Here is a 23,792-nt window from a genome sequence, read left to right on the forward strand (position 1 = left end):
GATCCACCAGATGCCGGGACTGAACACTTAGGCTCAGGACTCATAGCCAGTAAATGACGATTGCTGTGAGGGCGATAGCCGAGAGGAATACCTTGGGGCAGCGATCATACCGGGTTACGACGCGCCGCCAATCCTTGAGCCTGCCGAACATGATCTCGATCCGGTTGCGTCGCTTGTATCGACGCTTGTCATATTTGACTGCCGTCTTGCGTTGCTTTCGGCCCGGGATGCAGGCGCGTATCCCCTTGTCTTGCAACGCGTTTCTGAACCAGTCGGCGTCATAGCCACGGTCTCCGAGCAGCCAGTCTACATTCGGCAGGCTGCTCCGCAGTGCCCGCGCGCCAATGTAGTCGCTGACCTGACCAACGGCCACGCCCCCTCTCACGGTTTGCAGACAACCCGTTGCCGGGCAACGGATCGTCGACGCGTGGCTTGCCGTGGGACTTCGCGAGGTAAGGCTCCAAGCGCGCCATCTGCGCGTCGCTCCGCCAGAAAAGATCAGACATGTCACCGCTCTGATTACAGATGGTGAATCATGACGCTCCAATAAAATCAATGGGTCCTGACCCGAGGACGCTACTAATTGAAATTCACTGCGCGGCAGAATAGTCCCATGAGCCATCAAAGCCACAAACCTATTTCAGGGATTGCCCCTCTCAACGGCACCGCCTGCTGCGACGAACTTTCCATCAAGCCAGCTATAGGCTGCAAAACAAATATCGCTGCCTAATGCGTCACAGTTTACCCCATCCTGAGCCATCAGCAATATAGCCTTGTTACCCAGAGAAACCACGGTGTTCCCATACCCCGTAAAGCTAAACTGCTGATAAGGATTCTTCGGATCGTTTGTGGATACAAAAACATCGATCATTTTCCCTGCGCCGAACCCGTGGAATAACGTCGCGGAGGTCGAACAATTAAACACCCCGCCATCGATAATCGGATCGGTCGTCCCATCACCGTTAAAGTCTGCCGTGTATTGCGCGCCGCCTAAATTTATTGTCAGCTCTCCGGCATCAATCTCCGAGCAAGCGTCCTGCTGAGTTTCAATAAAGCGGCGAAGGACAGGAGCGAAGCGTTTACTCGCTTCTGCAATCATATCTTCCTTATAGGACGTATTCGTCTGCGAGCCCTGTGCGAACAATGAGGAAGAGGAGGCCGCCAGTATCGCGACAATCATTGTGGTTCGAAACAAGACGGCACCCATAGCCATTTCCGGCCTTTCAGCTTCAATATTGAGTTCCAAGGTAGCGTGTCGTGCAAGAAGACGCCATCCGCGCTTTTGACATCTACACCTCCGGTGATGACATGGTGTTGGGAATAGTTGGTGAACCGCCGAGCAAGCGCGAAACTTGGTGATGCCCTGAGGGCGGTGAAGGCATTCCCCAGCGCGCCGTGACCAACTCTAAACCGTCATCTGAAGGTCGGGACTGAACACCTAACTTGTCAGCCGCGTCCTTCGAAGCTTCAGGCTTCTTCATCATCGCGATCTCCTAATCGGTAAGATGAACCAAAAATCCTCCGTTGTCCAAATCCCCAAATCAGTCCCACGGGTGCTGACGTCAGACACGGGTCTGTCCACAGGCCCAAGCCTGTAAATCAAATTACTTTTTTGATAACGCAGTTTCACGTCTGCGATGGCGCGGCATCATCCGCCATTTCTCGCAGATGCACGCCAAGCAGCAACAGCGCAGGCCAAAGCATATAGGCCTCAATCTCGAGGTTTTCGCCAAAAGACAACAGCGTGATCGTCATCAAAATGCCCATCGGAAGGCGACCACGCGCGTGACGAGCCGTGTCGAGCATGACCGTGAGCGTATGCCAGAGCATCGGCACAAGCAGAGCCGCAAACCCGACCAACCCTTTGACAAATAACAACCCATACCACGTGTGATGGCTGCCGATGGGCATATATTCCACCGCATGCGAACCGGGTTGAACGGTGCCATGACCGAACAAGACGGCCTCGTTCTTCCAGCGCTCGCTGGCAATGCGCTGCAGCGTTTCACGCACACGGGTGCTGTCGGCACGCGCGCCCTTGAACGTGGCCACCGCATCTTGCGCCAGCGTCATCAGCAACGTGCCAATGACGGCCAGCGATGCCGTCAGCACCGCTGTCACATGCCACGCCCAACCGCGCAGGATCAACGGCATCATACGCGGCGTAATTGTGCACGCCACCAACCCGACAAGGCCCATGCGGGACTTTGAGGCCAGGATCATCAGGATGCCCGCGCCAAGCCCGGCCAGCATCCATTTGCGGTTTTTCTCTTCGAGCGCGAACAGAACCATCACGACCCCCAGCAGGGCTGCAAAGGGCGACCACGGTGCATAAAACTGCCACCGCGGCGTCCAGCTCGCGGGGTCGAAGGTGAATAGAAAGACGCTGAAATATTCAGGCCCCGGCCCGCCGACCGCTTTGAGCGGCGAGGTAAAGATGCGCTCGGGCAGACCTATATAGGGCGCGGCCAGCATCAGAGGCGCAAGCGCCAGCGTCCAGGCGCCGATCACACATTGGCCCCGTATCAGAACCGACCGGCGGATTGGCAGAACCGCGCCGATCAGGGGGAACAGCGCCAGAAGCGCCCAGCCCTTGGCCCATCCGATAGAGGATTTAATCGTCTGTTTCAGGCCCAGGCTCCAATCGAGATGACCAACCCAAAGCGCGACCAGCATCACGCACATACCAGCCATCCAGACCCAAACGATCAGCGGCACCGTTCCGGTCGCGCGCAAATCGCGGCGCATAGCCGGTCCAAGATACAACGCAAGCACCGCAAGCCCGCCCAGCAGCCACGCGATGATCGGCCCGACCAGATACAGCGCCCCGATGGCATAGAACGGCCATGTCATCACCATAGCCTTGTAGATCATGCGCTCGGCTGGATTTTGCGGGGTCATGCGGTTTCCTTTGCCGCGTCGCTTTCGGGCGCGTTCAGCAAACGTCCAATCACCGCAGAGCGCATCCAGCCAAGCGCAAGCCCGAGCAGAATCATCAGCGTCGCGGCCACGCCAGCCGCGATAGCCAGCTTGCGGTTGGGCGAGGACGGGCGATCGGGAAGCGAGGGGTTTTCCAGAACCTGAACCAGCGGATAGGATGCGTATACATCCGATTTGGTGGACTGTGTGCGCGCGATTGCAGTCGCGAACACGGCCTCCGCGACCGAGAAGTCGCGTTGCAAGTCTTGCAGACGGGCGGCGGCAGCCGCCAGGTTTTTCTGACGGGCCTGCTCTTTGTCAAGACGGGACGCCAGGACTGCGTACTCGCTCGCGAAGCCGTTTTTCTCGGCGTCCATGCGAACCAGTTGCGCCAACAGATCGGCCCGCGCCCCTGCCGGCGCAAGATCAAGACTTTTAAGCTGCGACGGGGCCAACCCGGTGACGCGCCGGGCCTGCGCAAGAGCGGCGGCGGTTGCCCCCGTATAAGCCGCGCGCGCAGTTTGCACCTTCGGATGCCCCTCGCCGAATTGCGCGCGCGCTTTCGAGAGACGCGCGGCATGAATGCCGACCTCTTGGGTGAGGGCGTTGAATTCGCCGTCGGCATACAGCTTGAGTGTGGCCGCAGCCGCATGCGCGGAAATGCCCAAGCTGACTTCAAGCGCGGCAACGCTTCGGGTCTTTTCGCTCAGGGTCGCCGCCAGGTCTTGAACGCGGCTTTCCAACTGGCGCGTTGATTCCACGATGGCATCATATTGATCGGCAGAGACCAGCCCCGTGTCCTGCTGAAGCCGGGCAATGTCGGTGCGCGTGACTGCGACCGAGTTGCGATAATCCGCGATGGCGGCCAACCCGCTGTCTTCGCGCGTCGTTTGTTCATCCGAGCGCAGATCATCAAGTTCCCTGAAGAACGCTGCCAGCAGTGCGTCGCCGCGCGCTTGTGCGTCCTCGGGGCTGCCGCCGGTCATTTCCAGATGGATCAGGCTTGTTTGATCGACCAGATTTATTCGCGGCTTGCCAAACGCCTGGCGACTAAGCCCCATCGACTTCGCCGCCGCTTCGAGAATCCGGTCCGCCCCGATCAGACGCTTATACGTTTCGGTCGGGCTGACCGAATTGCTGGAAAAGGCCGAGTTTGCATATGATGAAGCTTGCCCGATTCCGTTCAAATTCATCGAGGCAGAGGCACCCGATCCGGGCAGGATCAGCGAGGTGCTGGAGCGAAATGCCAGCGGCGCCGTGCGCAGATAGCCGGTGATCGGAGCCCAAACCAACGCCCCGCCCATGAGTGCGAACGCAAGATAGCGCGGGAACCGCCCAAGATCGCCAATCCGCCCACCCATAAGAATGCGGCGCAGCGAAAGACGACGCTTTTTCGGGGCGGGTGCGGCAGGGTCGGCGAAAGTGTCTTGCAGTGTCATCGGGCATCTCCTTTGAACCCGAGACTACACGACATGGCCGTCGTAGCCTTGCGCGCGCTAGGCTTGGTTAACAGGACATTAGTGAGTTAACCCTATCCGTCGGAGTAGGTTAAAACAGCCCCGCCTCACGCGCGATCAGGGCCGCCTGCGTGCGATTGGCCGCGCCAACCTTGCGATAAAGCGTCTTCATATGCAGTTTGACGGTCGGCTCGCTGATATCAAGATCACGCGCGATCTCTTTGTTGGATTTGCCCTCGGTCAGCCCCTGAAGCACCTGCAATTCGCGCGGCGTCAGTTTTTCGGCCAACGGATGTGTCGGCGCCTCAACAGCGGCCGTCATAAAGTCGATCGGGGCGTATTGCTCGCCCATCGCCATGAACTTGACCGCGTTGATCATGGATTTCGCAGGCAGTGTCTTGGGCACGAAACCCGCAGCCCCCGCCTCTAGCGCCAGTTCCGCGATTTCGCGTGTCGCCTCGCCCGAGAGCAACGCAACCCGCTGACCGCCGTTAAGCGCCAGTGTGTGCTTCAACCCCTCAAGCCCGTTCATCCCGGGCATGTTGAGATCCAGCAGGATCAGATCAAAGGGCTCTTCAGAGTCGATCAGTTTGCACGCGCCCGCAAGATCGGCGGCGGTGCTCGTTTCGATGTCGCCATTCGCCTGCAAAAAAAGAACCAGCGTGTCGCGCAGAAGATCATGGTCGTCGGCAATCAATACGCGCATCTCGCTCTCCTTTAGGTTGATGATTCTTACCCTTTGCTCCGGTCCTTTGCACGTCAAAAATAAGACGATTGCGTGGACAGAGTCGTGGCACATTCAGAGCAGGGTTAATTCTTTCGGATAGGTTGGTTAAACGCAAGGCGCGCATGGTTAACCGAAGTCCCCGCGCCCTGTCCGTCCGCTCCGTTGAGCGCGTCAGCCGCTCTTGTCACCTTGAGGCCAACGTCACACCCCTCAAGGATTTATCCGATGAAACACGCTTTTTTCACCCCCGACTTCGAAGCTTCCAACGCCATTGCAACGCCCCAGCTTCCAACTGCGCATCTGCCCGCTTTGGGGCTGGATCTGGCCGATGCCAGCGCCGATCAGACCATTGCGCATCTGCTTGCACCGGGTCGTCGTCGCGCCTTCTTTATGAATGCGCATTGCTGCAACGTTCGTCGGCGCGATCCCGACTATGCCCGCGCCGTTGCCGATGCCGACGTCTTGCTGCCCGATGGGATCGGAATCGAACTGGCCGCCAAGATGACGGGACAGAAACTGACCGCAAATCTCAATGGCACCGATCTGGTGCCGGCCCTGCTGACCCGCGCGGCGCAGATGGGAAAATCGGTTTACCTGTTTGGCGGCACGCCGGGAACTGCAGCGTCCGCAGCCAGCCGTTTGGTACAAGACAATCCGGCCCTGCGCATTGCCGGGCATCGCGATGGCTTTGCCGGTGCTGCCGATGCCGAGGCTGCGATTGCCGATATCAATGACAGCGGCGCGGATATCGTGATCGTCGCGATGGGCGTGCCGATGCAAGAGATGTGGTTGCACCAACACGCGCACCGTCTAAATGCGCCGTTGACGCTGGCCGTGGGGGCGTTGTTTGACTTTCTGGCCGGGACGGTCGTGCGTGCGCCTAAACTCGTGCGCCGCGCCAAGATGGAATGGGTCTGGCGTCTGGCGCAGGAACCGCGCCGCCTTGCCAAGCGCTATCTCGCAGGAAATTTCGCGTTTCTCGCACATGCGGGCAAGACCGCGCTGGCGCATACGCCAATCGCCGATATCCAGCGCCGGTTTCTGGATCTCGCATTGTCGGCTACGGCCTTGCTGATGTTGTCGCCGATTTTGGCTGTGACCGCTGTGGCGATCAAACTCGACAGCCGCGGGCCCGTTCTGTTCCGCCAGACCCGGATCGGGCGTGACGGCACGCCGTTCACGATGTTCAAGTTCCGCTCGATGGGCACGGATGCCGAAAAGCGCCGCGCAGCGCTGCTGGCGACGTCAGATCGCGAAGGCGTATGTTTCAAGTCCCGCAATGATCCGCGCGTCACCCGCGTCGGGCGCTTTATCCGCCGCTTTTCGATCGACGAGCTGCCCCAGATCCTGAACGTGCTACGCGGCGAGATGGCCATCGTTGGTCCGCGCCCTGCCCTTCCGAGCGAGGTCGCCGCTTACCCCGCGCGCGCGCTCGGGCGGCTTTCGGTCAAGCCGGGGATTACCGGACTTTGGCAAGTGTCCGGGCGCGCAACGATCGGGTTTGACCAGATGGTCGAAATGGATTTGTCTTACGCATCCTCGCGCACGCTATTGCTGGATGTCGCCTTGATCATGCGCACCTTTGGCGCAGTCGCGTCAGGCCGCGGGGCCTTTTAAGCCCGTCACTAAGACGGGTCGCGTGCAAAAAACCGCTGTTTACAAGCAGAAACCTATCCCAACGGGTAGGTTTCTATCCGTCAGAGCAGATGCACCAATCCGGCGTTTGCGACAATATGGCAAAAAAACAGGCAAGGATAGTTAGATGTTGCGCGCTTTACGTTATGCACTCGCCCTGATCGCATGTCTCGGGGGGCCGGCACTGGCACAGGACCACACGCGGGATCTGCCCCTTCCCAAAGGCGATGTCATTTTGACCGTGTCGGGCGCTATCGGCATCACCAACGTGGGCAACACTGCCCAGTTCGATCTTGCGATGCTGGAAGCGTTGAAAAGCGAGACGTTCGAGACAACGACGATCTGGACAGAGGGGACAGAGCGGTTCAAAGGCGTGCCGCTGAACGTGCTTGCCAAACGCCTCGGTTTTACAGGCCAGACGCTACGCGCTACGGCGATCAACGATTATGCTATCGAGATTCCCATGTCTGATGCAGTCGAAGGCGGCCCGATCCTGGCCTATCTTATGAACGGCGAGGTGATGTCGGTGCGCGACAACGGCCCGTTATGGGTTGTCTATCCCTTCGACCGGAATCCCGACTATCGTAGCGAAGTGATTTATTCGCGCAGCATATGGCAACTCGACCGCATCGAGGTTCTCAACTAGAGTCGTGATGCTGGGGGGCGACCGCCACGTCACCTTTTTACCGGAGCGCTCCGCGATGCAGTTTTTGCACCTATTCACGTTTCGCCACCGCGTTCTGTTTGCGACCCTGTTAGGCTCTATCGGCGTCGCCGTTGTCATCGTCATGTCAATTGATGTAGCGCGCGATATGCGGCTGCTGGACTCGGCCAGTTCGGATAACGTTCAATATGCCCTGTCGCAGACAGAGGTGGAATATCTTGAATACGAGTTGCTTCTTGCCAGAGCCGTGCACGAAACCGCACCCGATCTAAAGCGTCTGCGTCAACGGTTCGATATCTTTTACAGCCGCGCCAACACGCTGCAAGATGCGCCAACCTACGCCAGGGTGCGCGAGCTTCCGTATTTCTCGGCAATTTTGCCCAATATCCGGTCCTTTCTTGAATCTCAGGCGCAAATCATCGATTCTCCCGATCCGGTGCTGCAAGCCGCCATTCCAAAGCTTGCGGAAACGGCGGCGGAATTCCGGTCGAGCATCCGGTTGTTGTCAAACTCGGGATTGCAGTATTTCGCGCAGGATTCGGATCAACATCGCTTGAATGTTGCGATTACACTCACGCGTATGGCGGCGGTCGTGACGTTCCTTGTCGCGGCACTTTTGGTGCTGGTGTTCTATCTCGTCTATCTGAATGCGCAAAATATCCGGCGCAGACGCGAGGTCGATCAAACCAGCAACCGGATGAAAATCGTCACGGGCACGGCGCTGGATGCTGTCGTGGTGTGCGATTTGAACGGGCGTATTCTTGACTTCAACGCTGCTGCGGAACAGATCTTCGGGCATAGCGCCAAGACTGCCATCGGGGCCGATCTGGGCGAGTTGATCGTGCCCGATAAATACCGCGCGGCACATGATGCCGGAATGGCGCGAATGCGTGCCCACGGCGAAAAACACGTCACGGGCAAAGGACGTGTCAAACTCGAAGCCAAGCGCGCCACTGGCGAACTTTTTCCGGTGGAGTTTGCGATTCAGGCCGCGCAAACCGACGAAGGAGAGATTTTCATCGCGTTCCTGCGTGATATTTCTCATCGCGTGCAGGCCGAACAGGACCTGGTCGCAGCGCGAGACCGGGCGCTGTCCGGAGAGAAGGCCAAGACCGATTTCCTTGCCACGATGAGCCACGAAATCCGCACGCCGCTGAACGGCCTTCTGGGCAATCTGGCACTGCTGCGCGACACCCGGCTGAGCGCGAAACAGACGCGTTATATCGACAATATGGACACCTCGGGCAAGCTGCTGATGAGCCATATTTCGGATGTGCTCGATATTACCAAATACGACGCGGGAAAACTGCGATTGCGTCCGGTGGCGATGAATATCTCTGCGTTGCTACAAGATATCGTGGACAATCAAAGCGGCGCGGCCTCGGCCAATAATACCGTTCTGGAATGGGGCTGGCGCGGGGAGCCTGCCGACTGGATACGCGCCGATCAGGATCGGATTCAGCATGTTTTGATGAATATCATCGGCAACGCGGTCAAGTTCACGCATGACGGTCGCGTCTCTCTTGAAATTGAGATGCACAGCGACCAACAGAGCACAGCCGTGATGCAGATCACCGTGCGTGATACCGGCATCGGGATGGATGCGGAGCTTCAGGCCCAGATTTTTGACGATTTCATGACCGGCGACAGCTCGTATATCCGCACGGTCGGAGGGACCGGTCTGGGGCTTGGTATTGCAAAACGGTTTGTGACTGCGCTTGGCGGAACAATTGAGGTGCAAAGCGAAAAAGGCACGGGCAGCCAGTTCCGTATCCGTTTGCCCGTCGAGTTGATCGCAGCGCCCGAATCCGTTGTCAAAGAGCGCAAGCAACCCACCGATGCGGCCCCGTGTCATATTTTGCTAGTCGAAGACAATGAGATCAACCGCTTTGTGGCGCGCGAAATGCTGACCGCTGCCGGGCATAAGGTGAGCGAGGCCCATAACGGGCAGATCGCTGTGGACATGGCCCAAACGCAGCATTTCGATCTAATCTTGATGGATATCAGTATGCCGGTGAAAGACGGGCGCAAGGCAACGCGCGAGATCCGCGCAGGACACGGTGCCTCTGCCCGGACGCCGATCGTGGCATTGACCGCCAATGCGATGGCCGAGGAGCAAGAGGCATTTCTGCTCGATGGGATGAACGATATCCTCACCAAACCGCTGACCCGCGAGGGGCTCAACGAGGCGATTGTCAACCATGTCGCCGCCCGCCCCGACACCCCCGACACACCGATGCCCGCAACCGAACCCGAAACCAAAAGCCACATCGCAACCCGCTATCTTGACGATCTCCGCGAGACGCTGGGCGTTGAGGCTTTGGATGGTTTGCTGGCGCGTTTCATGCGCGAAGTCGATGAAACCATTGGCTATCTCGATGATTACACCGATCAACCGCTTGCAGAGATCGCCAAGAAAACGCACCAAATCGCTGGAAGTGCTGCGAGCCTTGGCGCAGTCGAATTACGAGGGAAACTGCTTGCCATTGAGACGGCTGCGAAAGCCGCGGACATGGCGCGATTGGCCCTCGAAATCGACGCGCTGCCCGCCATTTGGACGCGCACGCGGGAGACGATGCAGGCCGAACGTCGCGCCGCTCCTAGAGACTGAGGCCCGCCAGACCCACAACCCCGATAATCTCACCGAGATTGGTGACTGTGCTGTCATAGCAGGCCAGAGAGTCGCCGGGCAAAAGATAGGGGTCGTAATCGTCGCGATCCGCGCGGCGCAACAGATCCTCGATATCGCGCTCGATCACGACGGACACTTTGGTCACAGGATTGCGCGAGAACAGCACCGCCGAACGATCCGCGCTGGTTGCGCGCGCGCCACCGACACAGTTCAAATCGGTCACCGCCTGTAGATAGCGCGTTCCATAGGGCACTTCGCGCACGTCGCGCCCGATGGCCGATGTCGCATTGCCGCTGGCAGGCTGCGTGAGGTTGGACATGAAGAGCGAAATCCCCGCCGGGCTGATCGGGCTGGGCCGCATCAGATTGTCCTGAAAACAGCCCCGGCTGGGCACGGTGATCTCGTCACCCGTCAACAGCATGATGTCAGAGGCGTTTTGCCCCTCAAAGACGCCCCGCATATCAATGACATAGCGCGTTCCGTTGCGCCGCACCTCGATCGCGGAAATATCCGCATCCGGGCGCACACCCCCGGCTGATCGCAACGCTGCAGACAGGTTGCGCCCCTCGCTTGAGGCGCCCAGCGCGCCCTGACGGCGGTTGTCGATCTCATTGCCCCTCACACCGCCGATCTCGACGGAATGGGGTTCGAACACCGCCCCCGAAACGCCGACCGTCACCGAGGCGAAATCCGCCACGCGCACCGAAATGCGGGGAGCTTCAGCAAAGTAATCGCCTGCGGTAAGCTGCGCGGAAATATCGCTCTCGATGTCGCTTGTGCGACGCCCCTGTGCGCGAATGGGCGACAGGAACGGCAGTTTCAGCGTGCCATCGCGCGACACCACATAATCGCCCGAGAACGTATCATCATCGCTGACGCGGATATTGACCAGATCGTTACGCGACAGGCGTTCCCCACGCAGCGCAGTGGCCGCCAGGCCCGACCCTTTGCCCCCCGTGCCGCCCCGCAGAGGCCGGCATTTGCTGGCGTTGATCTCGGCAGACCGCAAAAATTGCGCATCTTTCCGGGTTACATCGGGCGTGCGATACTGGGCTTGGTAGCCGTCACCCGTCGCTACCGGCTCAAGGTTGTCTGGAACATCAGACCCGGCACAGTTTGCGAGCGCCAAAACGGCCAGAAATGCGGATCCGTATCTAAGTGCCTGAGACATTCCTGCTCTCGCTATTCTCTTGCGGTTGTATCAGTTCTAATCGCTTCACCCGCGCCGGTCGAGAGAGCGCGCGTATCGGCGCACCTATCCGTTGGGATATGATGCAGTTCTGTTGCGTCATGCTCCTCCCCCAAGGCGCGCAAGACAGCCCCCATCCAATCAGCGTAAAACAGGTTAACGGATTTGATTGGACCCTACCCCATGACCACGCTCACCACACCATCGCGCATCGCACAAAACCTGTTTGCTTATGGTGCCTCGGAAGTCGCTGCCAAAGCGTCGCGCTTGTTGGTTGTCGTAGCGGTCGCCCGCTCGCTTGATCTGGCCCAGATCGGGGTGGCTGCGGCGGCACTGGCGGCAGCAGATATTCTTAAGGCGCTGACGGAAAACGGAGTGGGCCAACGCATCATCGCCGCACGTGAGGCCGATTTGGCGCGCACCTGTGCCACCGCGCATCGCATCTTTTGGGTTTGGTGCATCGGGCTGTTTGTTGCGCAATCGGGAATCGGCATTGCACTCTATGCGTCGGGGGCCAGTCTTGAATTGCTGATGCTTATCTTGCTGCTTGCAGGGGAATATCTGTTCATGCCTGCGGGGCTGGTGCAAACGGCGCTGGCGATGCGCGCGGGCAAGCTGCGTCAGACGGCGGCCATTTCGGGGGCGCAAATCGTCGGGGCGAATATGATCTCGGCGGCTTTGGCGCTCATGTGGCCCTCGGCACTTGCACTGGTCTTGCCGCGCCTGCTGACCGCACCGTTCTGGCTGGTGGCAATGCGCCGTCTGCACCCCTGGACGCCCGATCTGAGCCAGGGTTTCGCCCCTTTGCGCCCGTTCTTCAGCTTTGGCTGGGCCGTGCTGGGGGTCGAGCTGGTCAAGGCGCTGCGCCTTCAGGGCGACAAAGTCATTGTCGGCACCTTGATGGGCGCCGAGGCGCTGGGGCTTTACTTCATGGCCTTCAACGCCGGGCTGAGCCTTGCCAATTCCTTCTCGGTGGCTTTTTCGACTGTCCTGTTTCCCCATCTCTGCGCGAGCGACGACAAATCTCTCGCCCTGCGTCAAAGCATCCTGCTTGCAATGGGATTGATTACGCCCGCCGTTGTCGCCCAAGCGCTTTTGGCCCCCTATTATGTACCCGTGCTGTTCGGGAATGGCTGGAGCGGCCTTGATCAGATCGTGTCGATCCTGTGCCTTGTGGCGATTCCGACCACGCTTTGGTCTGCCACTGCGGGCTGGCTGCGTGCCACCGGACGGGCGCAGCGCGAATTCTGGGTGACCGCAACCATGACGGTCGCCATGATGCTGAACACTGTCCTTCTGGCCCCCTACGGGCTGGTCACTGTCGCCACCGGATATGCCCTCGTCGCAAGCTTTGTGATGATCGCCGCCTCCCTTCCCGCTTTGTCGCTGGCCTTTGGCCGCCAACTTGCAAAGGCCTGACCCATGCCGCTTTTCTCCATCATCCTGCCCTGTTTCAACGCACAAGACAGCATCTTGCAAACGCTTGCCAGCTTGCGCGCTCAAAGCTTCACCGACTGGGAAGCCATCTGCGTGGATGACGGCTCAAGCGATGCCACCCCGTTCCTGATCCGCAAAGCTGCGCAGGAAGACCCGCGCATTCGCTTGGTGCGAAACACCGCCAAAGGCCCGAGTGCCGCGCGCAATATGGCCGCGCTGAGCTGCGCAACGGGGGCGTTTATCGCGTTCTGTGATGCCGATGACCTTTGGGTTCCCAGCAAGCTAAAGCAGCTTGGCGAAACCTTCAAAGATCGCAGCATCGACGGGATTTTCGGACGCATCGGTTTCTTCCACACCGCTCCGGGCGATGCGAAAGTTTTCTCGACCGTTCCGGCGGGCGATCTCAGCATCGACATGCTGTTGGGCGAAAATCCGGTCTGCACCATGTCCAACATCACGCTACGCCGCGGTGTGTTTGAACGCAGCGGCGGCTTTGATCCCACGATGGTGCATAACGAAGACCTCGAATGGCTGATCCGTCTGGTGGGTCAAGGCGCGCGCGTCGTCGGGCTGGACAGCCTGCACACCTGGTATCGCACCAGCGTCGGCGGGCTTTCGACCGATCTGGACGCAATGCAGGCGGGGCGCGAGCGCGCCTTGCTCAGCGCGGCGAAGTTCGGCGTGCAGCCCTCGGGGCGCAGCCATGCTATCCACCACCGCTACCTTGCCCGGCGCGCCTTGCGCACCGATGGCGCGCGCACCGAGGCGTTGCGTCACGCTTTCACCGGCTTCGCCCATAGCCCCGCTGGTTTTCTGAGCCCGTTTCGTCGCGGCGCAATGACGCTGCTGGGCGCCTGCGCCGCCCCGGTGTTGCCGCGTGCGCTGCGCCTCTCCCTGTTTTCCTGATCTTGAAAGGACACTGCCATGACCTTCGCTTCAATCATCGTCCCCGCCTTTAACGTTTCGTCCACCATGCGTGAGACATTGGACGCTTTGCTGGCACAGACCTACGCAAATTTCGAAATCATCATCGTTGATGATGGCTCGACCGATGAGACCGCAAAGATCGCCGCCCAATACGCCCTCGACGCCCGCGTGCGCCTGATCCGCCAGGCCAATCGCGGTCTTGCCGGAGCCCGCAACAGCGGTATCGCAGCCGCGCGCGGCGAGGTCATCGGGTTTTGCGACGCCGATGATCTTTGGATGCCCGAGAAACTGGCCCGTCATATCGCCCATCTGGAGTCCAACCCGCAGGTCGGTGTCAGCTATTCCGGATCTGCGCTGATCAATGATGCCGGCGATTTGACGGGCCAAGCCCAAAAACCCCGCCTGAAAAATGTCGACGACATCCAGATTTTCAAACGCAACCCTATCGGCAATGGCTCTGCGGTCGTGCTGCGCCGTAAAGTGCTTGACGATATCGCCTATCGCCCCGCCCATGAGAAAGCACGCGACTGGTATTTCGACGAAACCTTCCGTCAATCCGAAGATATCGAATGCTGGCTGCGTATCGCGCTAAGCACCGATTGGGTGTTCGAGGGCATCCTCGGCTTGCAGACCCATTACCGCGTTAATGCGGGCGGGCTGTCGGCGGCAACGGATCGTCAACTTGCGGCGTGGGAGCGCATGGTCGTGAAACTTACCCCCCTCAACCCTGCGTTTTTCGCTGTCCATACGCCTGTCGCACGCGCCTATCAGCTGCGCTACCTCAGCCGTCGCGCGATCAGCGATCTCGACGCGCCGCGTGCTCTTGCGCTGACCCGTGCGTGGATTGCGCAATCGCGGATGCCGTTGTTCGAAGAGCCGTCGAAATCGGTCGTCACTTTGGTCGCAAATCTGGTTCTGACTCTGCTCGGTCCCAAGGTTCTGGGGCGAGTGATGGCCCTGGCGGCGCGCCGTCGTCCCGAAGGCGCAATCTGATGGCTCGTTTGCGCGTTGTTCACCTTGTCGATGATACGACGGCGGGCGGTGTCATGCGAGTGCTCGATCACATTATGACTGCGCCCGGGCTATCGGAGACGCTAGACCATTCGCTGCGCTGCGTGGATCGCCGCAATGCTGCATTGGGACATATCGAGGCCGATATTATCGTGTCCCACCTCGCGATTAGCTGGCGATTATTGCCAACGCTGATTGCCCTGCGCGCCCGCCATCCGCGCGCCGCGATCGTGCATGTGGAACACAGTTATACGGAGGGGTTCGTCACGGCAAACGTCACCCATACCCGCCGCTTCGCCACCTTGCTACGTCTGTCTTATCGCCTCTTTAACCGGGTCGTTGCGGTCAGTCACGCGCAAGGCGACTGGCTGGTGCGCAGCGGCGCTGTGCGGGCTTCGGCGCTGCGCGTGGTCCAGTCCTGCGTTGATCTGTCAGCCTTTCGCGCGCTGCCCGCCGTCAGCCCCCCCGTGCGTGTGATCGGCGCGATCGGGCGGCTTGATCGCCAAAAAGGCTTTGACAGCCTGATCACCGCATTTCGCCGCACCACCCGCCCCGATATCTCGTTGCTGATCTATGGCGAAGGCCCCGAAGAGGCGACATTGCGTGACCTTGCTTCGGGCGATGCGCGCATCCGTTTCATGGGCTTCGCCCCCGATCCGGTGGCCGCGATGGCGACAGTTGATGCAGTCGCGATGCCATCACTTTGGGAAGCCTACGGTCTGGTCGCCATCGAGGCATTGGCCGCCGGACGGGCCTTGCTGGTGAACCGCGTTGACGGCTTGAGCGACCATCTCGCACATGGCGCATATGCCGTTGAAGACAGCTCCATCACCGCATGGGAGCACGCGATAAACGACTTGGCCGAGGGCCATATCCAGCCATCGCCAGATCGGGGGAATGTCGCCCAAACCCCGGAAGACCTTTTTGCGGCACAGTGGACACTGTTGGGCAAAGACCTTGTTCGTGCTTGATGGCGCGAACATCATCAGAGCCGCGCGAGGCATTGACGATATGACCGCCCGTCGCGGCTTCAAGCGCACGCAGATTTCCGCGAAAACCCGTGGAAAGACAGCTTCAAAGAGCGCCCGAGTCCGACCATGCCTTCAACCGCGCGGTCGCCACGTTTTTGCCATTGCGGGTGGGTAGCGGCCCTGGTGTAGGTCAGGAACAGTGTGGACCTGTCGCGGTTTGATGCACCCCGGTCGAGATCATCGACTTCATCCTGCACTCGGTCAACAAGATGTTGCAGGAACACTTCGGCCAGACACTTGGATCAAAGGGCGTCCACAGCATTGCGCAGTTTGAACGCGAGATCATGCTAGAACGTCAGCGAGCGGGCATCGCCAAGGCCATGGCAGCGGGGAAATACAAGGGCAAAAAGCCCACCGCGAAGGCCAAGGCGAAAGAGGTGCTAGAGCTTCATGCAGAGGGCGTGGGGGGCACTGAAATTGCCAAGCGGCTGGGTATTGGTCGAGCCAGCGTTTACCGCATTCTCAAAGAGGAGGTGGCATAAGGGACGCTGAACTGGCGACATTCGGTGACGCTTCGATCGGAGCCGGCAACGCGGAGCAATCCGACCTCGCCCTCGCGACGCGCATCGCGATTGCTGCTGTGACCCGACACGCGCTCTTCGGCGGCGATCTGCTCTGGACGCCCGTCGCCCCCGAGCATCAACTGACAATGCCCAAACACCTGCGCCCGCGCGTCACTGACCTCCTCAACGCGGCAAACGCCGCCGCCCGGCAACTCATTGCAGACCATCCCCATGCCATTGAGACGATTGCTCAGGCCCTGATTGAACGCCGAGAGCTGGATGCGGGGCAAATCGCAGACTTGCGGGCGCAGATCCTGGATTCTGCCCGAGGCGCTCAGAATTTTGAAACTATGAGAGAGAGTTCTGGCATGATGGCTACGCGGGACTGCTCAAAGGACGCCAAGTTTTGATGAAGCCATCCCAGACAGGCGAAAATGTAACTCAGAACGTAACTTAGAGCCAGCTTGGCCATAAAAGGACAGGCAAATGAAGGCTTTACAGAAGCGCACTGGCGGAGACGAAGTCCGACACTCTTGCCCCACCTATATTTATTATCGAGTTAACTCAGTAACTTAAATATACGCGCGATCGGAGAGTGTATCAAATTGTGTAGCAAATTATGTAGCGTATTTCTGGTTATCTTAGGCGATTTCGTGGAGAAATGAAGCCGCTTCTGAAAGCGCCCATTCTACAAAATCCTATGCGGTAGCGCTGACGCATGCGTCCCATGAATCGTCTCCGTGAAGCTCGATGCACTCACCGTTCACGCCCTCTCTTTCAGTCAAGAAAGCTTAGCCGAAAACTCCAGTTTCAAACGGTCCAGATTTCGGGGGGGGGGGCAGAGCACCCGCAGCAGGAACATCCCGCTGCTAGGTGAAGTGCGCAGCTCGAGCTGGTCCAATCAGGTCGCCATTTTCCCACCGAACTGCGGCAAGACCATATCCACCCAGATCCGTGCAGCAACGGCCGGTTGGCTCATCTCATCAACGTATCTGCGTTCGCGCAGACGCGTGTTTGCCGCCCCATGAACTCAAGCAACAACCATATCCGCTGATCCGCATCGATGCTTTCAATGCGGCCCACAAATTCCGCAAAAGGCCCGGTGGTGAGAGACACCGTCTCCCCAACGGAAAACCGACTCCCCTCAATCAGCACGCCATTCTCATCACATCGCGCAAAAAGCGACGCGAGCATATGGCTAGGAACGGTCACTGGTGCATTTCCGAAGCTGACAAGCCGACTGATCCCTTGGGTGGAGTTTACTGCGGCGAGACGGGCAGATTTCGAGACGTCGTGCACAAAAATATAACCGGGGAAAAGCGGTGCCTTTACCGTCACAAATCGACGCGAGCGCTGTTTCGTCATCGCGATCAGAGGCAAGAAAACGTCAAAGCCCTGACGTTCCAAATTCCGGCGAGCAATCGCCCCGCTATTTGCTTTCAGTTGCGCAACATACCAGTGTTCGCCATCGCTTGGGGCGTTCTTCGTTGAAACTTGCATTCTCTTTCGAAACCCTTCGATCTCGCAACGTCGACGCGCCAACTGGACGATCTAGATGGGGGCTATCGTTCACTAAACCAAGCAGCTCTCAGGCAGCAAAGTTCACCGGCGATCTATGAACAGAATAGCTCGCCCGCCCCTTACTGGTCCGCCTTGTAGCTATAGCGGTAGTTGTAGTGATACTGCGATGGACCGCCATAGCGCTCGGCCTCTTCGATCTTAAAGCCATTGAGCACCGCACCCGTGATCTGCATTCCCGCAGCCTCAAAGCTGGCCTGCACGGCCCGCAATTCGCCCTGCATCGTTTCCAGATGGCGCGCGATCACAATTGTGGCCCCAACCGAACGCCCGATGACAACAGGGTCGGTCACCGCGAGCACAGGCGGCGCATCAACGATAATCAGGTCGAACTGGTCGTCCAGCTGCTTAAGAAGCTCGGAAAACTCTGCGCGCATCAGCAATTCAGACGGATTGGGCGGGTATCGGCCAGCAACGATCACCGACAGCCCCTCGACCGGACCGTCAATCATGACCTCTGCGAGCGGCTTTTCATGGCCAAGGTAATCTGACAGGCCGGGCGTATCCTTGGGCCGTTGCAAGAAGCGGCCCAAGTAGCCTCGCCGCATATCGGCATCAATCAGACAGACCTTTTGGCCGGCTTGAGCTGCGACAACGGCAAGGTTGATCGCGGTGAAGCTTTTGCCAACAGCTGGCGCAGCCGACGTGAGCTGGATCGAGTTTGTTTTCGCATCGAGCAGCCCGAAATGAAGCGAGGTGCGCAAGGACCGCAATGCTTCGGAGGTCACCGCTTCGGGTTGATCGAGCACGAAGATCGGCAAATCCCCCTTCTGCCCACGGTTATTCGCGGCTTCGGGCGCAAATGGCACCGTTGCGAACACCGAAAGGCCAAGTGCCTCGATCTCTTCGGCACCTTTGATGCCGTGCCGCAAAGACCGCCGCAGCAAGACAATGCCTGCGCCAACGATCAGGCCCAGCAGAACGGCCAAAGCGACAATGCGCAGTGTGCGAGGGGCGATCGGAATAAGACCGGCATAGGCCTTGTCGATGATGCGCACCGAGCCAACCGTCGAGGCCCGCACAACCTGCAATTCCTGCGATCGGTTCAGAAGTTGCGTATAGACCTGTTGCGCGACTTCAAGGTTACGCTGCAGATTGAAAATATCCTTCTGCGTTTCTGGCAGGCTTTGGGTCGCCTTTTTCGCTTCTTCAAGTTGAGTTTGCAGTTCTTTGCGGTTTTGCAGAAGCGCCTGATAAGCAGGGTGGTTAATCGTATACTGGTTTTTGAGATCAACCTCTTTGAGGTCCAACGCAGACAGCTCACCCTCAATTTTCGTGACCCGTTCCAACAGTGATTGGGTCTCGTAGGTCACGTCGACCGATTGCTGTTTCTGGCGATATGCGTTCAATGCCTGCTCGGCGCTCGCGACATTTTTGCGCGCTTCGGGTAGCTGCTTTTTAATGAAGTCGATACTGTTTTCGGCCGACGCCGCGTTGCGCTCGACATTCTGCTCAAGAAACGAATTGGCAATCGCGTTGAGCACGATTTCGGCGTGCTTGCGAGAGGTATCATTGTAACTCGTCTTTAAGATCATGCTGCCACGCGGGCTCTCAGAGACAGAAAAGTTCTTCAAGACCAGTTCGATCGCCGCTTCGAGCGAGCGTTTCCCGATCAGGAACTGACGCCCCACCGGCGCATTCATCGCCTGAACTTGCATGATGAATTTGGCGTCTGGCGTCTTCGCGACCTTATCAACTTCGCCCTTGAGCTCGCTTCCGTCAGGCAGTTCGACGACATAACTTTTGGGGCCGGTCACCGTGAGGGTCATGTCGGTGTCGCGCCAATCGTCAGGCACCTGCATCGGCCCGAGCGCAATGCTCTCATTGCCCGATTGGAACGACCGAAAGAGCCCCATATCAGGCAGGTGAAGTCGCACCGGCAGCATGCCCAGTATCGGAAACCGACGCGGCGTGGCGTAGACTTCCAAGCCGACCTGTTTCACCGCCTCACCCAGAACCCGGCGCGATGACATGATTGCGATCTGTGCATCGGAGGGCGACTTGGCGCCATCGCCTCCCAGCAATGCCTGCATACTTTGCGGCAATGCAAGCGTGTTGGGCTGCGACTCAAGTTGAAGCAATCCGTTCGCCTGATAAATGGGCGCAGAGCGCAGCGCAAAGAACAGCCCGAAGACGAGCGCGACAATCATCGCCCCGAGAATCCATTTCCAACCCGAAATCAGCGCGCCCGCGAGCGCCATCAGGTCGATCTCGTCATCTTCGCTATCTTGGGGATGCATCTGCATTTGCGCCTGTTTCTGCGGAAAACCGGGGACTTGTTTCATATTTTCAGCTCAAATTCGAGTGCCAACATCAGAGCGGGTCAGTCCCACATCCACTATATATTACGGATCATGCGAACGATCACGCGCCGCGCCGCTTGCCGTTCAGGCGCGACACCCAACCTTCGGCAGCAGACCGGATTTGGGAAAATGCAGCACGATGCTCTTCGATTGGTCGCCGGTAAGGATCAGGAATCCCCTTGCCGCCCAACCATTGATCAAACAGCATTGTGCGCCCCAACAAGTGCGGCGCAATGCGTGCGATTTCTGCCCTGTGGCCCGCTTCCATCACGAGGATCAATTCGTGCGCGGCCCCTATCTCGGGCGTGAACTGGCGCGCGACGTGCCCCTCAAGGCTTAGCCCTTCCGCCTGCGCCACCTCACTCATCGTCGCGTCAGCGGGTGCGCCAACAACAGCGCCGATCCCCGCCGAGGTCACCGTAGAGTTCGGCAAATCGCGTGCCAGAATGCGTTCGCCCACTGGCGAGCGACAAATATTACCGACACAGACGACAAGAATAGAGCCAAGCTGTGCCACGGATCAGTTCCCCACCAAGCTTGCCGTTCGCGCTGTCGTCAGCGTCGGCAACAGGTTCGAAATGATCCGGTTCCACTTCGCAACCGGGGCCGTCGTGACATACACAACATCATTCGGATGGAGGTAAAAACGCGTGCCCAGCGCAAAGGCCGCCGCACTCGACGTGTCAAGTTGATAGGCCGTCATACCGCTTGGCGTGTCGCGGAAAACAAAGATACCCCGGGCGTCGGCCTTGTCTTGGCTCAAACCGCCAAGCGTAGTGAGCGCTTCCGTGAGGTTGATATCGTCTTTCGTAAGATCCACCGCACCCGGCTTGTCAATTTCACCCAGCAGATAGGCTTGCTCCGGCGTCGCGCGCGGCACAGAAACAACGTCACCGTTGCGCAAGATCGGATTGTTATAAGATATACCCTGATCGAGGAATGCCTGCAGATCGACGCTATAGCTGTGGCCGTTGCGCCGAACCGTCAAACGCCGCGCATCCGCCGTCTCCGTCAAACCACCCGCGTCACTTATCGCATCCAGAAGCGTCAGCGGTGAATCCGTAAGCGGTATCCGCGCAGGCTTTCCGACTTCGCCTGTGACAGAGGCGGTCTGCGAGTTATACCCAACCACGCGAACCGAGATCTGTGGCGCGGGAATGTATTCTTTCAGCTTTTCAGCCAGATCTGCCCGGATTTCTTCCGCAGTTCGGCCGCGCGCGCGCACCTTCCCGACATAGGGGTAGAAAAAGGTGCCATCGGCTTGAACGCGCAGACCGGATTCAATCGGGGTCCGGCTGGATCCTGCTGGCGTGGTCAATTCGGGATGCTCCCAGACGACAACGTCAAGCACATCCCCCGTCCCGACTCGATAGGTCCAGTAGTTTGATGAGGGCAGCGTGGTGCGCCCTCCCCCTTTTTTCGCGGGGCTGCCAACACGGGCAATACTTTCCCCGGTCAGGCGCACAATTGTAACATCGCCCGCCACCGGATCAGCAACGCTTGAAACGTCTTTGTTTTCAATCGGGAAATTGGTGGTTGAACTTGAGCAGGAAGCCAAAAGAAAGAGCGCAGACGTAGCCGCCAGTAAGCTTGTCGATGCCCTCATCAGTATCTCCCGTTCAATTCTTGCACGCAGCCCTGTCGCTGACAAAATGACGCATCAAGGCAGAGATGGCGTCGGCTCAGCCTCATTAGGGCAAGATTTACCGTTTTCCAAGTTTAGATTTACTATTGTCGCATTGCACCTGTTGCGCTGTGCCTTCACGATCATGCGCTCCACACGATACGAGAGCGTGGCACAACGCATCATCGCGAGTTCACATCACCTGCCCCGCGCGCGCACCGGCGATAACTTGCTAGGGAAGAAAATGTTCAAGGCATTTTGGAAATAAACTTCTTGCGATGACGCTGGTCCTTCTGACATATGATGACCGGATGTGGCCAAAGTGGAATCTGCGGCAAGTGCGAGTAAGTGGTAGTTGCCAGACGGCTGACCGGACACATTGATTACGTCATAAATTGAAACCCGAGCCAAGCTTGTCTCGGAAAAAGAACCGCCGTAATTTTGGCGCAGAAAGCTTTTGAACATGCTTGATCTTGGATATGGTCTCATTGCCTTCCTAGCCTCTTTCTTCACTGCACTGGTCATTGTTAAGACCCAAAAATTTCACGGCTTCCTGACGCAAGATGGCTTGGCAGGCGTTCAGAAGATCCATTCAACGGCAACGCCGCGCATCGGCGGCATCGCTCTGCTGTTAGGTGTGATCGTCGCTGGGTTTTTCCTGACATCCGAAGCTCAAAAGCTCTGGTGGACGATCTGTCTATGCGCCGTGCCGGCGTTCGGATCGGGCTTCATCGAAGATCTGACCAAGAAAGTCGGGGCGAAATGGCGCTTGCTTGCAACTGTGTTGGCGGGACTGATCTTTTGCCTTGTGACGGGGTATAACCTTGAACGCGCCGATATTCCGGGCCTTGATTTCTTGCTGACCTACCCCACGTTCGGCATCGCCCTTACGGCGTTCACAATCGGTGGTGTGGCCAATTCGCTCAACATTATTGACGGGGTGAACGGGCTGGCTTCCGGTAGCGCGATCATCATCCTCTCTGGATTTGCAGTTCTTGCGGGCGAATCCGGCGATGAAGCGATGCTGGCAATCTGCCTGATTATGATCGGGGCGATTGCCGGTTTCTTCGTGCTGAATTTCCCCACTGGGAAAATTTTCTTTGGCGATGCCGGGGCCTATGCAACGGGGTTCGTGCTGGCGGTGATCGGGATCATTCTGCCGCTGCGCAACCCGGAATTCTCGCCTTTGATTGCATTGCTGGCTTTGTCCTATCCGATCATCGAAACTATGGTCTCGATCTATCGCCGGACACGACGCGAAGGCACTCATCCGGGCGAAGCGGATCGGTTGCACTTGCACAGCCTCGTCTATCGCTATCGCGCGAAACGCCTTGCGGATCTGCTCGGGCGGCCCAACCTGCGCAATGCGCTGACAGCGGTGGTCCTGTGGTCGCTCACACTGGTCGCGACCACATTTATGGTGTTGGGCGCGCACTCGCCTTTCGTGCTGCTGCTTGGAGGCGCGTTCGTCTTCTGGCTCTACACGCTTCTCTATCGCCGCGTCGCCCTGCTGAGCCAGCTTCGTAAAGCCTGGCGCCAACGACACAGAATTCTGCCGGGCGAATAGGCTCTCTGCACAAATATGCCCCCTCAGCCCACCTCTTGAGGCGGTTGATCGGTTATCTGATATGTCTGATCACAGGCCATCAGCCAGATTATGGCCAACAGTGGAAAAATCAGTAACGCACTCACCATTCGTAACCTAGCTCCCTGCACTCCCCTGCATTCCATTATGCGGGAGATTTCCATTCGTGTGCTGACAGTCTGCAAGGAAAATGGGGAGAAAGTGTGGAAATTTAACGTTTATTTAAGCAATGATCGCGGATGGGATAGCAATTTCCGTGATTGCCGCCCATCGCTTAAGGTCGTCTGACGTCTGAGCTTGGTGATCGAGTGCAGTCTTCGGTCAAGCTTCTTGATGCATCACTTTCCATATGCAGCTAGCCGGGACGTGATCAGCGAAGCGTGGCCATATTTGTGGCTCAATATCAATGGCTCGCAGTTCCTGTGTATGCGTCCCAACCGATTACGCCGCGATCTGGACCACTTATTCTCTGCGCTTGACAGCTCAATGAAGACAGCGCTCTGTCACCCGCCTCGAGCACAACCCCAACACAATCGATTTGTCCGTAAGCGGTCGCTGGACAGCACTGTC

The 23,792-nt window shown here is 58.4% G+C and carries 18 protein-coding genes and 2 pseudogenes; 9 read left to right on the forward strand and 11 right to left on the reverse strand.

The features are described 5' to 3' along the window. Positions 1–40 precede the first annotated feature (40 nt). The 5 genes and pseudogenes from DT23_RS11710 to DT23_RS11730 form a co-directional block, all read right to left on the reverse strand. Positions 41–506 (reverse strand): annotated as a pseudogene (locus DT23_RS11710) (transposase). 134 nt (positions 507–640) lie between these two features. After that, positions 641–1,246, reverse strand: a complete 606-nt coding sequence (locus DT23_RS11715) for a hypothetical protein (RefSeq protein ID WP_156023937.1) — start codon at positions 1,244–1,246, stop codon at positions 641–643. A 380-nt stretch (positions 1,247–1,626) separates the two neighbouring features. Then, a complete protein-coding gene (locus DT23_RS11720; RefSeq protein WP_038131462.1) occupies positions 1,627–2,901 on the reverse strand; it encodes a capsular biosynthesis protein in 1,275 nt (424 codons plus the stop codon). After that, entirely contained in the window at positions 2,898–4,358 is a 1,461-nt protein-coding gene (locus DT23_RS11725) for a GumC family protein (protein ID WP_038131464.1), read from the reverse strand. The genes DT23_RS11720 and DT23_RS11725 overlap by 4 nt, the downstream gene beginning before the upstream one ends. Before the next feature lie 109 nt (positions 4,359–4,467). After that, complete coding sequence (locus tag DT23_RS11730; protein WP_038131465.1) at positions 4,468–5,082, reverse strand: response regulator transcription factor; 615 nt, start codon at positions 5,080–5,082, stop codon at positions 4,468–4,470. A gap of 246 nt (positions 5,083–5,328) precedes the next feature. On the opposite strand from DT23_RS11730, the gene DT23_RS11735 reads away from it, so the two are divergent. From DT23_RS11735 to DT23_RS11745, 3 genes are all read left to right on the forward strand, one after another. Continuing rightward, a complete protein-coding gene (locus tag DT23_RS11735; protein WP_038131466.1) occupies positions 5,329–6,720 on the forward strand; it encodes a WecB/TagA/CpsF family glycosyltransferase in 1,392 nt (463 codons plus the stop codon). A 145-nt stretch (positions 6,721–6,865) separates the two neighbouring features. Then, a complete protein-coding gene (locus DT23_RS11740) occupies positions 6,866–7,384 on the forward strand; it encodes a putative pterin-binding protein (protein WP_038131468.1) in 519 nt (172 codons plus the stop codon). Positions 7,385–7,439: 55 nt separating this feature from the next. Next, entirely contained in the window at positions 7,440–10,013 is a 2,574-nt protein-coding gene (locus DT23_RS11745) for an ATP-binding protein (protein ID WP_038131485.1), read from the forward strand. Here DT23_RS11745 and DT23_RS11750 read toward each other — a convergent pair. Further along, positions 10,003–11,205 (reverse strand): polysaccharide biosynthesis/export family protein, encoded by a 1,203-nt coding sequence (locus tag DT23_RS11750; protein WP_038131470.1) that lies wholly within the window; start codon positions 11,203–11,205, stop codon positions 10,003–10,005. The two genes, DT23_RS11745 and DT23_RS11750, sit on opposite strands and share 11 nt — an antisense overlap. A gap of 201 nt (positions 11,206–11,406) precedes the next feature. On the opposite strand from DT23_RS11750, the gene DT23_RS11755 reads away from it, so the two are divergent. From DT23_RS11755 to DT23_RS11775, 5 genes and pseudogenes are all read left to right on the forward strand, one after another. Beyond that, the gene (locus tag DT23_RS11755; RefSeq protein ID WP_038131471.1) at positions 11,407–12,642 is read left to right on the forward strand and encodes an oligosaccharide flippase family protein; all 1,236 of its coding nucleotides are present in this window, start codon (positions 11,407–11,409) and stop codon (positions 12,640–12,642) included. A 3-nt stretch (positions 12,643–12,645) separates the two neighbouring features. Next, positions 12,646–13,566 (forward strand): glycosyltransferase family 2 protein, encoded by a 921-nt coding sequence (locus tag DT23_RS11760; protein ID WP_038131473.1) that lies wholly within the window; start codon positions 12,646–12,648, stop codon positions 13,564–13,566. Between the two features lie 18 nt (positions 13,567–13,584). Then, positions 13,585–14,580 (forward strand): glycosyltransferase family 2 protein, encoded by a 996-nt coding sequence (locus tag DT23_RS11765; RefSeq protein WP_038131474.1) that lies wholly within the window; start codon positions 13,585–13,587, stop codon positions 14,578–14,580. Further along, the gene (locus DT23_RS11770; RefSeq protein ID WP_051697251.1) at positions 14,580–15,569 is read left to right on the forward strand and encodes a glycosyltransferase; all 990 of its coding nucleotides are present in this window, start codon (positions 14,580–14,582) and stop codon (positions 15,567–15,569) included. Before DT23_RS11765 ends, DT23_RS11770 begins: the two co-directional genes overlap by 1 nt. A gap of 320 nt (positions 15,570–15,889) precedes the next feature. Continuing rightward, positions 15,890–16,111: pseudogene (locus DT23_RS11775) on the forward strand (helix-turn-helix domain-containing protein); the annotation flags it as partial. Here the strand turns inward: DT23_RS11775 and DT23_RS19525 are convergent. From DT23_RS19525 to DT23_RS11800, 5 genes are all read right to left on the reverse strand, one after another. Next, entirely contained in the window at positions 16,081–16,422 is a 342-nt protein-coding gene (locus DT23_RS19525; protein ID WP_156023938.1) for a hypothetical protein, read from the reverse strand. The pseudogene DT23_RS11775 and the gene DT23_RS19525 sit on opposite strands and share 31 nt — an antisense overlap. A 685-nt stretch (positions 16,423–17,107) precedes the next feature. Then, a complete protein-coding gene (gene nusG, locus DT23_RS11785) occupies positions 17,108–17,632 on the reverse strand; it encodes a transcription termination/antitermination protein NusG (protein ID WP_038131477.1) in 525 nt (174 codons plus the stop codon). A 140-nt stretch (positions 17,633–17,772) separates the two neighbouring features. Further along, positions 17,773–19,995 carry a polysaccharide biosynthesis tyrosine autokinase gene (locus DT23_RS11790; protein WP_240473600.1) on the reverse strand — a complete coding sequence of 741 codons (2,223 nt, stop codon included), beginning with the start codon at positions 19,993–19,995 and terminating at the stop codon, positions 17,773–17,775. Positions 19,996–20,074: 79 nt separating this feature from the next. Further along, a complete protein-coding gene (locus DT23_RS11795) occupies positions 20,075–20,530 on the reverse strand; it encodes an arsenate reductase/protein-tyrosine-phosphatase family protein (RefSeq protein ID WP_038131478.1) in 456 nt (151 codons plus the stop codon). 3 nt (positions 20,531–20,533) lie between these two features. Then, positions 20,534–21,619 (reverse strand): polysaccharide biosynthesis/export family protein, encoded by a 1,086-nt coding sequence (locus DT23_RS11800; RefSeq protein WP_038131480.1) that lies wholly within the window; start codon positions 21,617–21,619, stop codon positions 20,534–20,536. A 481-nt stretch (positions 21,620–22,100) separates the two neighbouring features. Here DT23_RS11800 and DT23_RS11805 point away from each other — a divergent pair, with 481 nt between their 5' ends. After that, positions 22,101–23,204 (forward strand): MraY family glycosyltransferase, encoded by a 1,104-nt coding sequence (locus tag DT23_RS11805; RefSeq protein ID WP_038131481.1) that lies wholly within the window; start codon positions 22,101–22,103, stop codon positions 23,202–23,204. Positions 23,205–23,792: the final 588 nt, after the last annotated feature.

The organism is Thioclava indica, assembly GCF_000714545.1.
Classification (GTDB): Bacteria; Pseudomonadota; Alphaproteobacteria; order Rhodobacterales; family Rhodobacteraceae; genus Thioclava; species Thioclava indica.

Coding starts and splice junctions, on each gene's coding strand:
- DT23_RS11720 (WP_038131462.1), bottom strand. CDS start 2,901: ATGACCCCGCAAAATCCAGCCGAGCGCATGATCTACAAGGCTATGGTG.
- DT23_RS11725 (WP_038131464.1), bottom strand. CDS start 4,358: ATGACACTGCAAGACACTTTCGCCGACCCTGCCGCACCCGCCCCGAAA.
- DT23_RS11730 (WP_038131465.1), bottom strand. CDS start 5,082: ATGCGCGTATTGATTGCCGACGACCATGATCTTCTGCGCGACACGCTG.
- DT23_RS11735 (WP_038131466.1), top strand. CDS start 5,329: ATGAAACACGCTTTTTTCACCCCCGACTTCGAAGCTTCCAACGCCATT.
- DT23_RS11740 (WP_038131468.1), top strand. CDS start 6,866: ATGTTGCGCGCTTTACGTTATGCACTCGCCCTGATCGCATGTCTCGGG.
- DT23_RS11745 (WP_038131485.1), top strand. CDS start 7,440: ATGCAGTTTTTGCACCTATTCACGTTTCGCCACCGCGTTCTGTTTGCG.
- DT23_RS11750 (WP_038131470.1), bottom strand. CDS start 11,205: ATGTCTCAGGCACTTAGATACGGATCCGCATTTCTGGCCGTTTTGGCG.
- DT23_RS11755 (WP_038131471.1), top strand. CDS start 11,407: ATGACCACGCTCACCACACCATCGCGCATCGCACAAAACCTGTTTGCT.
- DT23_RS11760 (WP_038131473.1), top strand. CDS start 12,646: ATGCCGCTTTTCTCCATCATCCTGCCCTGTTTCAACGCACAAGACAGC.
- DT23_RS11765 (WP_038131474.1), top strand. CDS start 13,585: ATGACCTTCGCTTCAATCATCGTCCCCGCCTTTAACGTTTCGTCCACC.
- DT23_RS11770 (WP_051697251.1), top strand. CDS start 14,580: ATGGCTCGTTTGCGCGTTGTTCACCTTGTCGATGATACGACGGCGGGC.
- nusG (WP_038131477.1), bottom strand. CDS start 17,632: ATGCAAGTTTCAACGAAGAACGCCCCAAGCGATGGCGAACACTGGTAT.
- DT23_RS11790 (WP_240473600.1), bottom strand. CDS start 19,995: ATGAAACAAGTCCCCGGTTTTCCGCAGAAACAGGCGCAAATGCAGATG.
- DT23_RS11800 (WP_038131480.1), bottom strand. CDS start 21,619: ATGAGGGCATCGACAAGCTTACTGGCGGCTACGTCTGCGCTCTTTCTT.
- DT23_RS11805 (WP_038131481.1), top strand. CDS start 22,101: ATGCTTGATCTTGGATATGGTCTCATTGCCTTCCTAGCCTCTTTCTTC.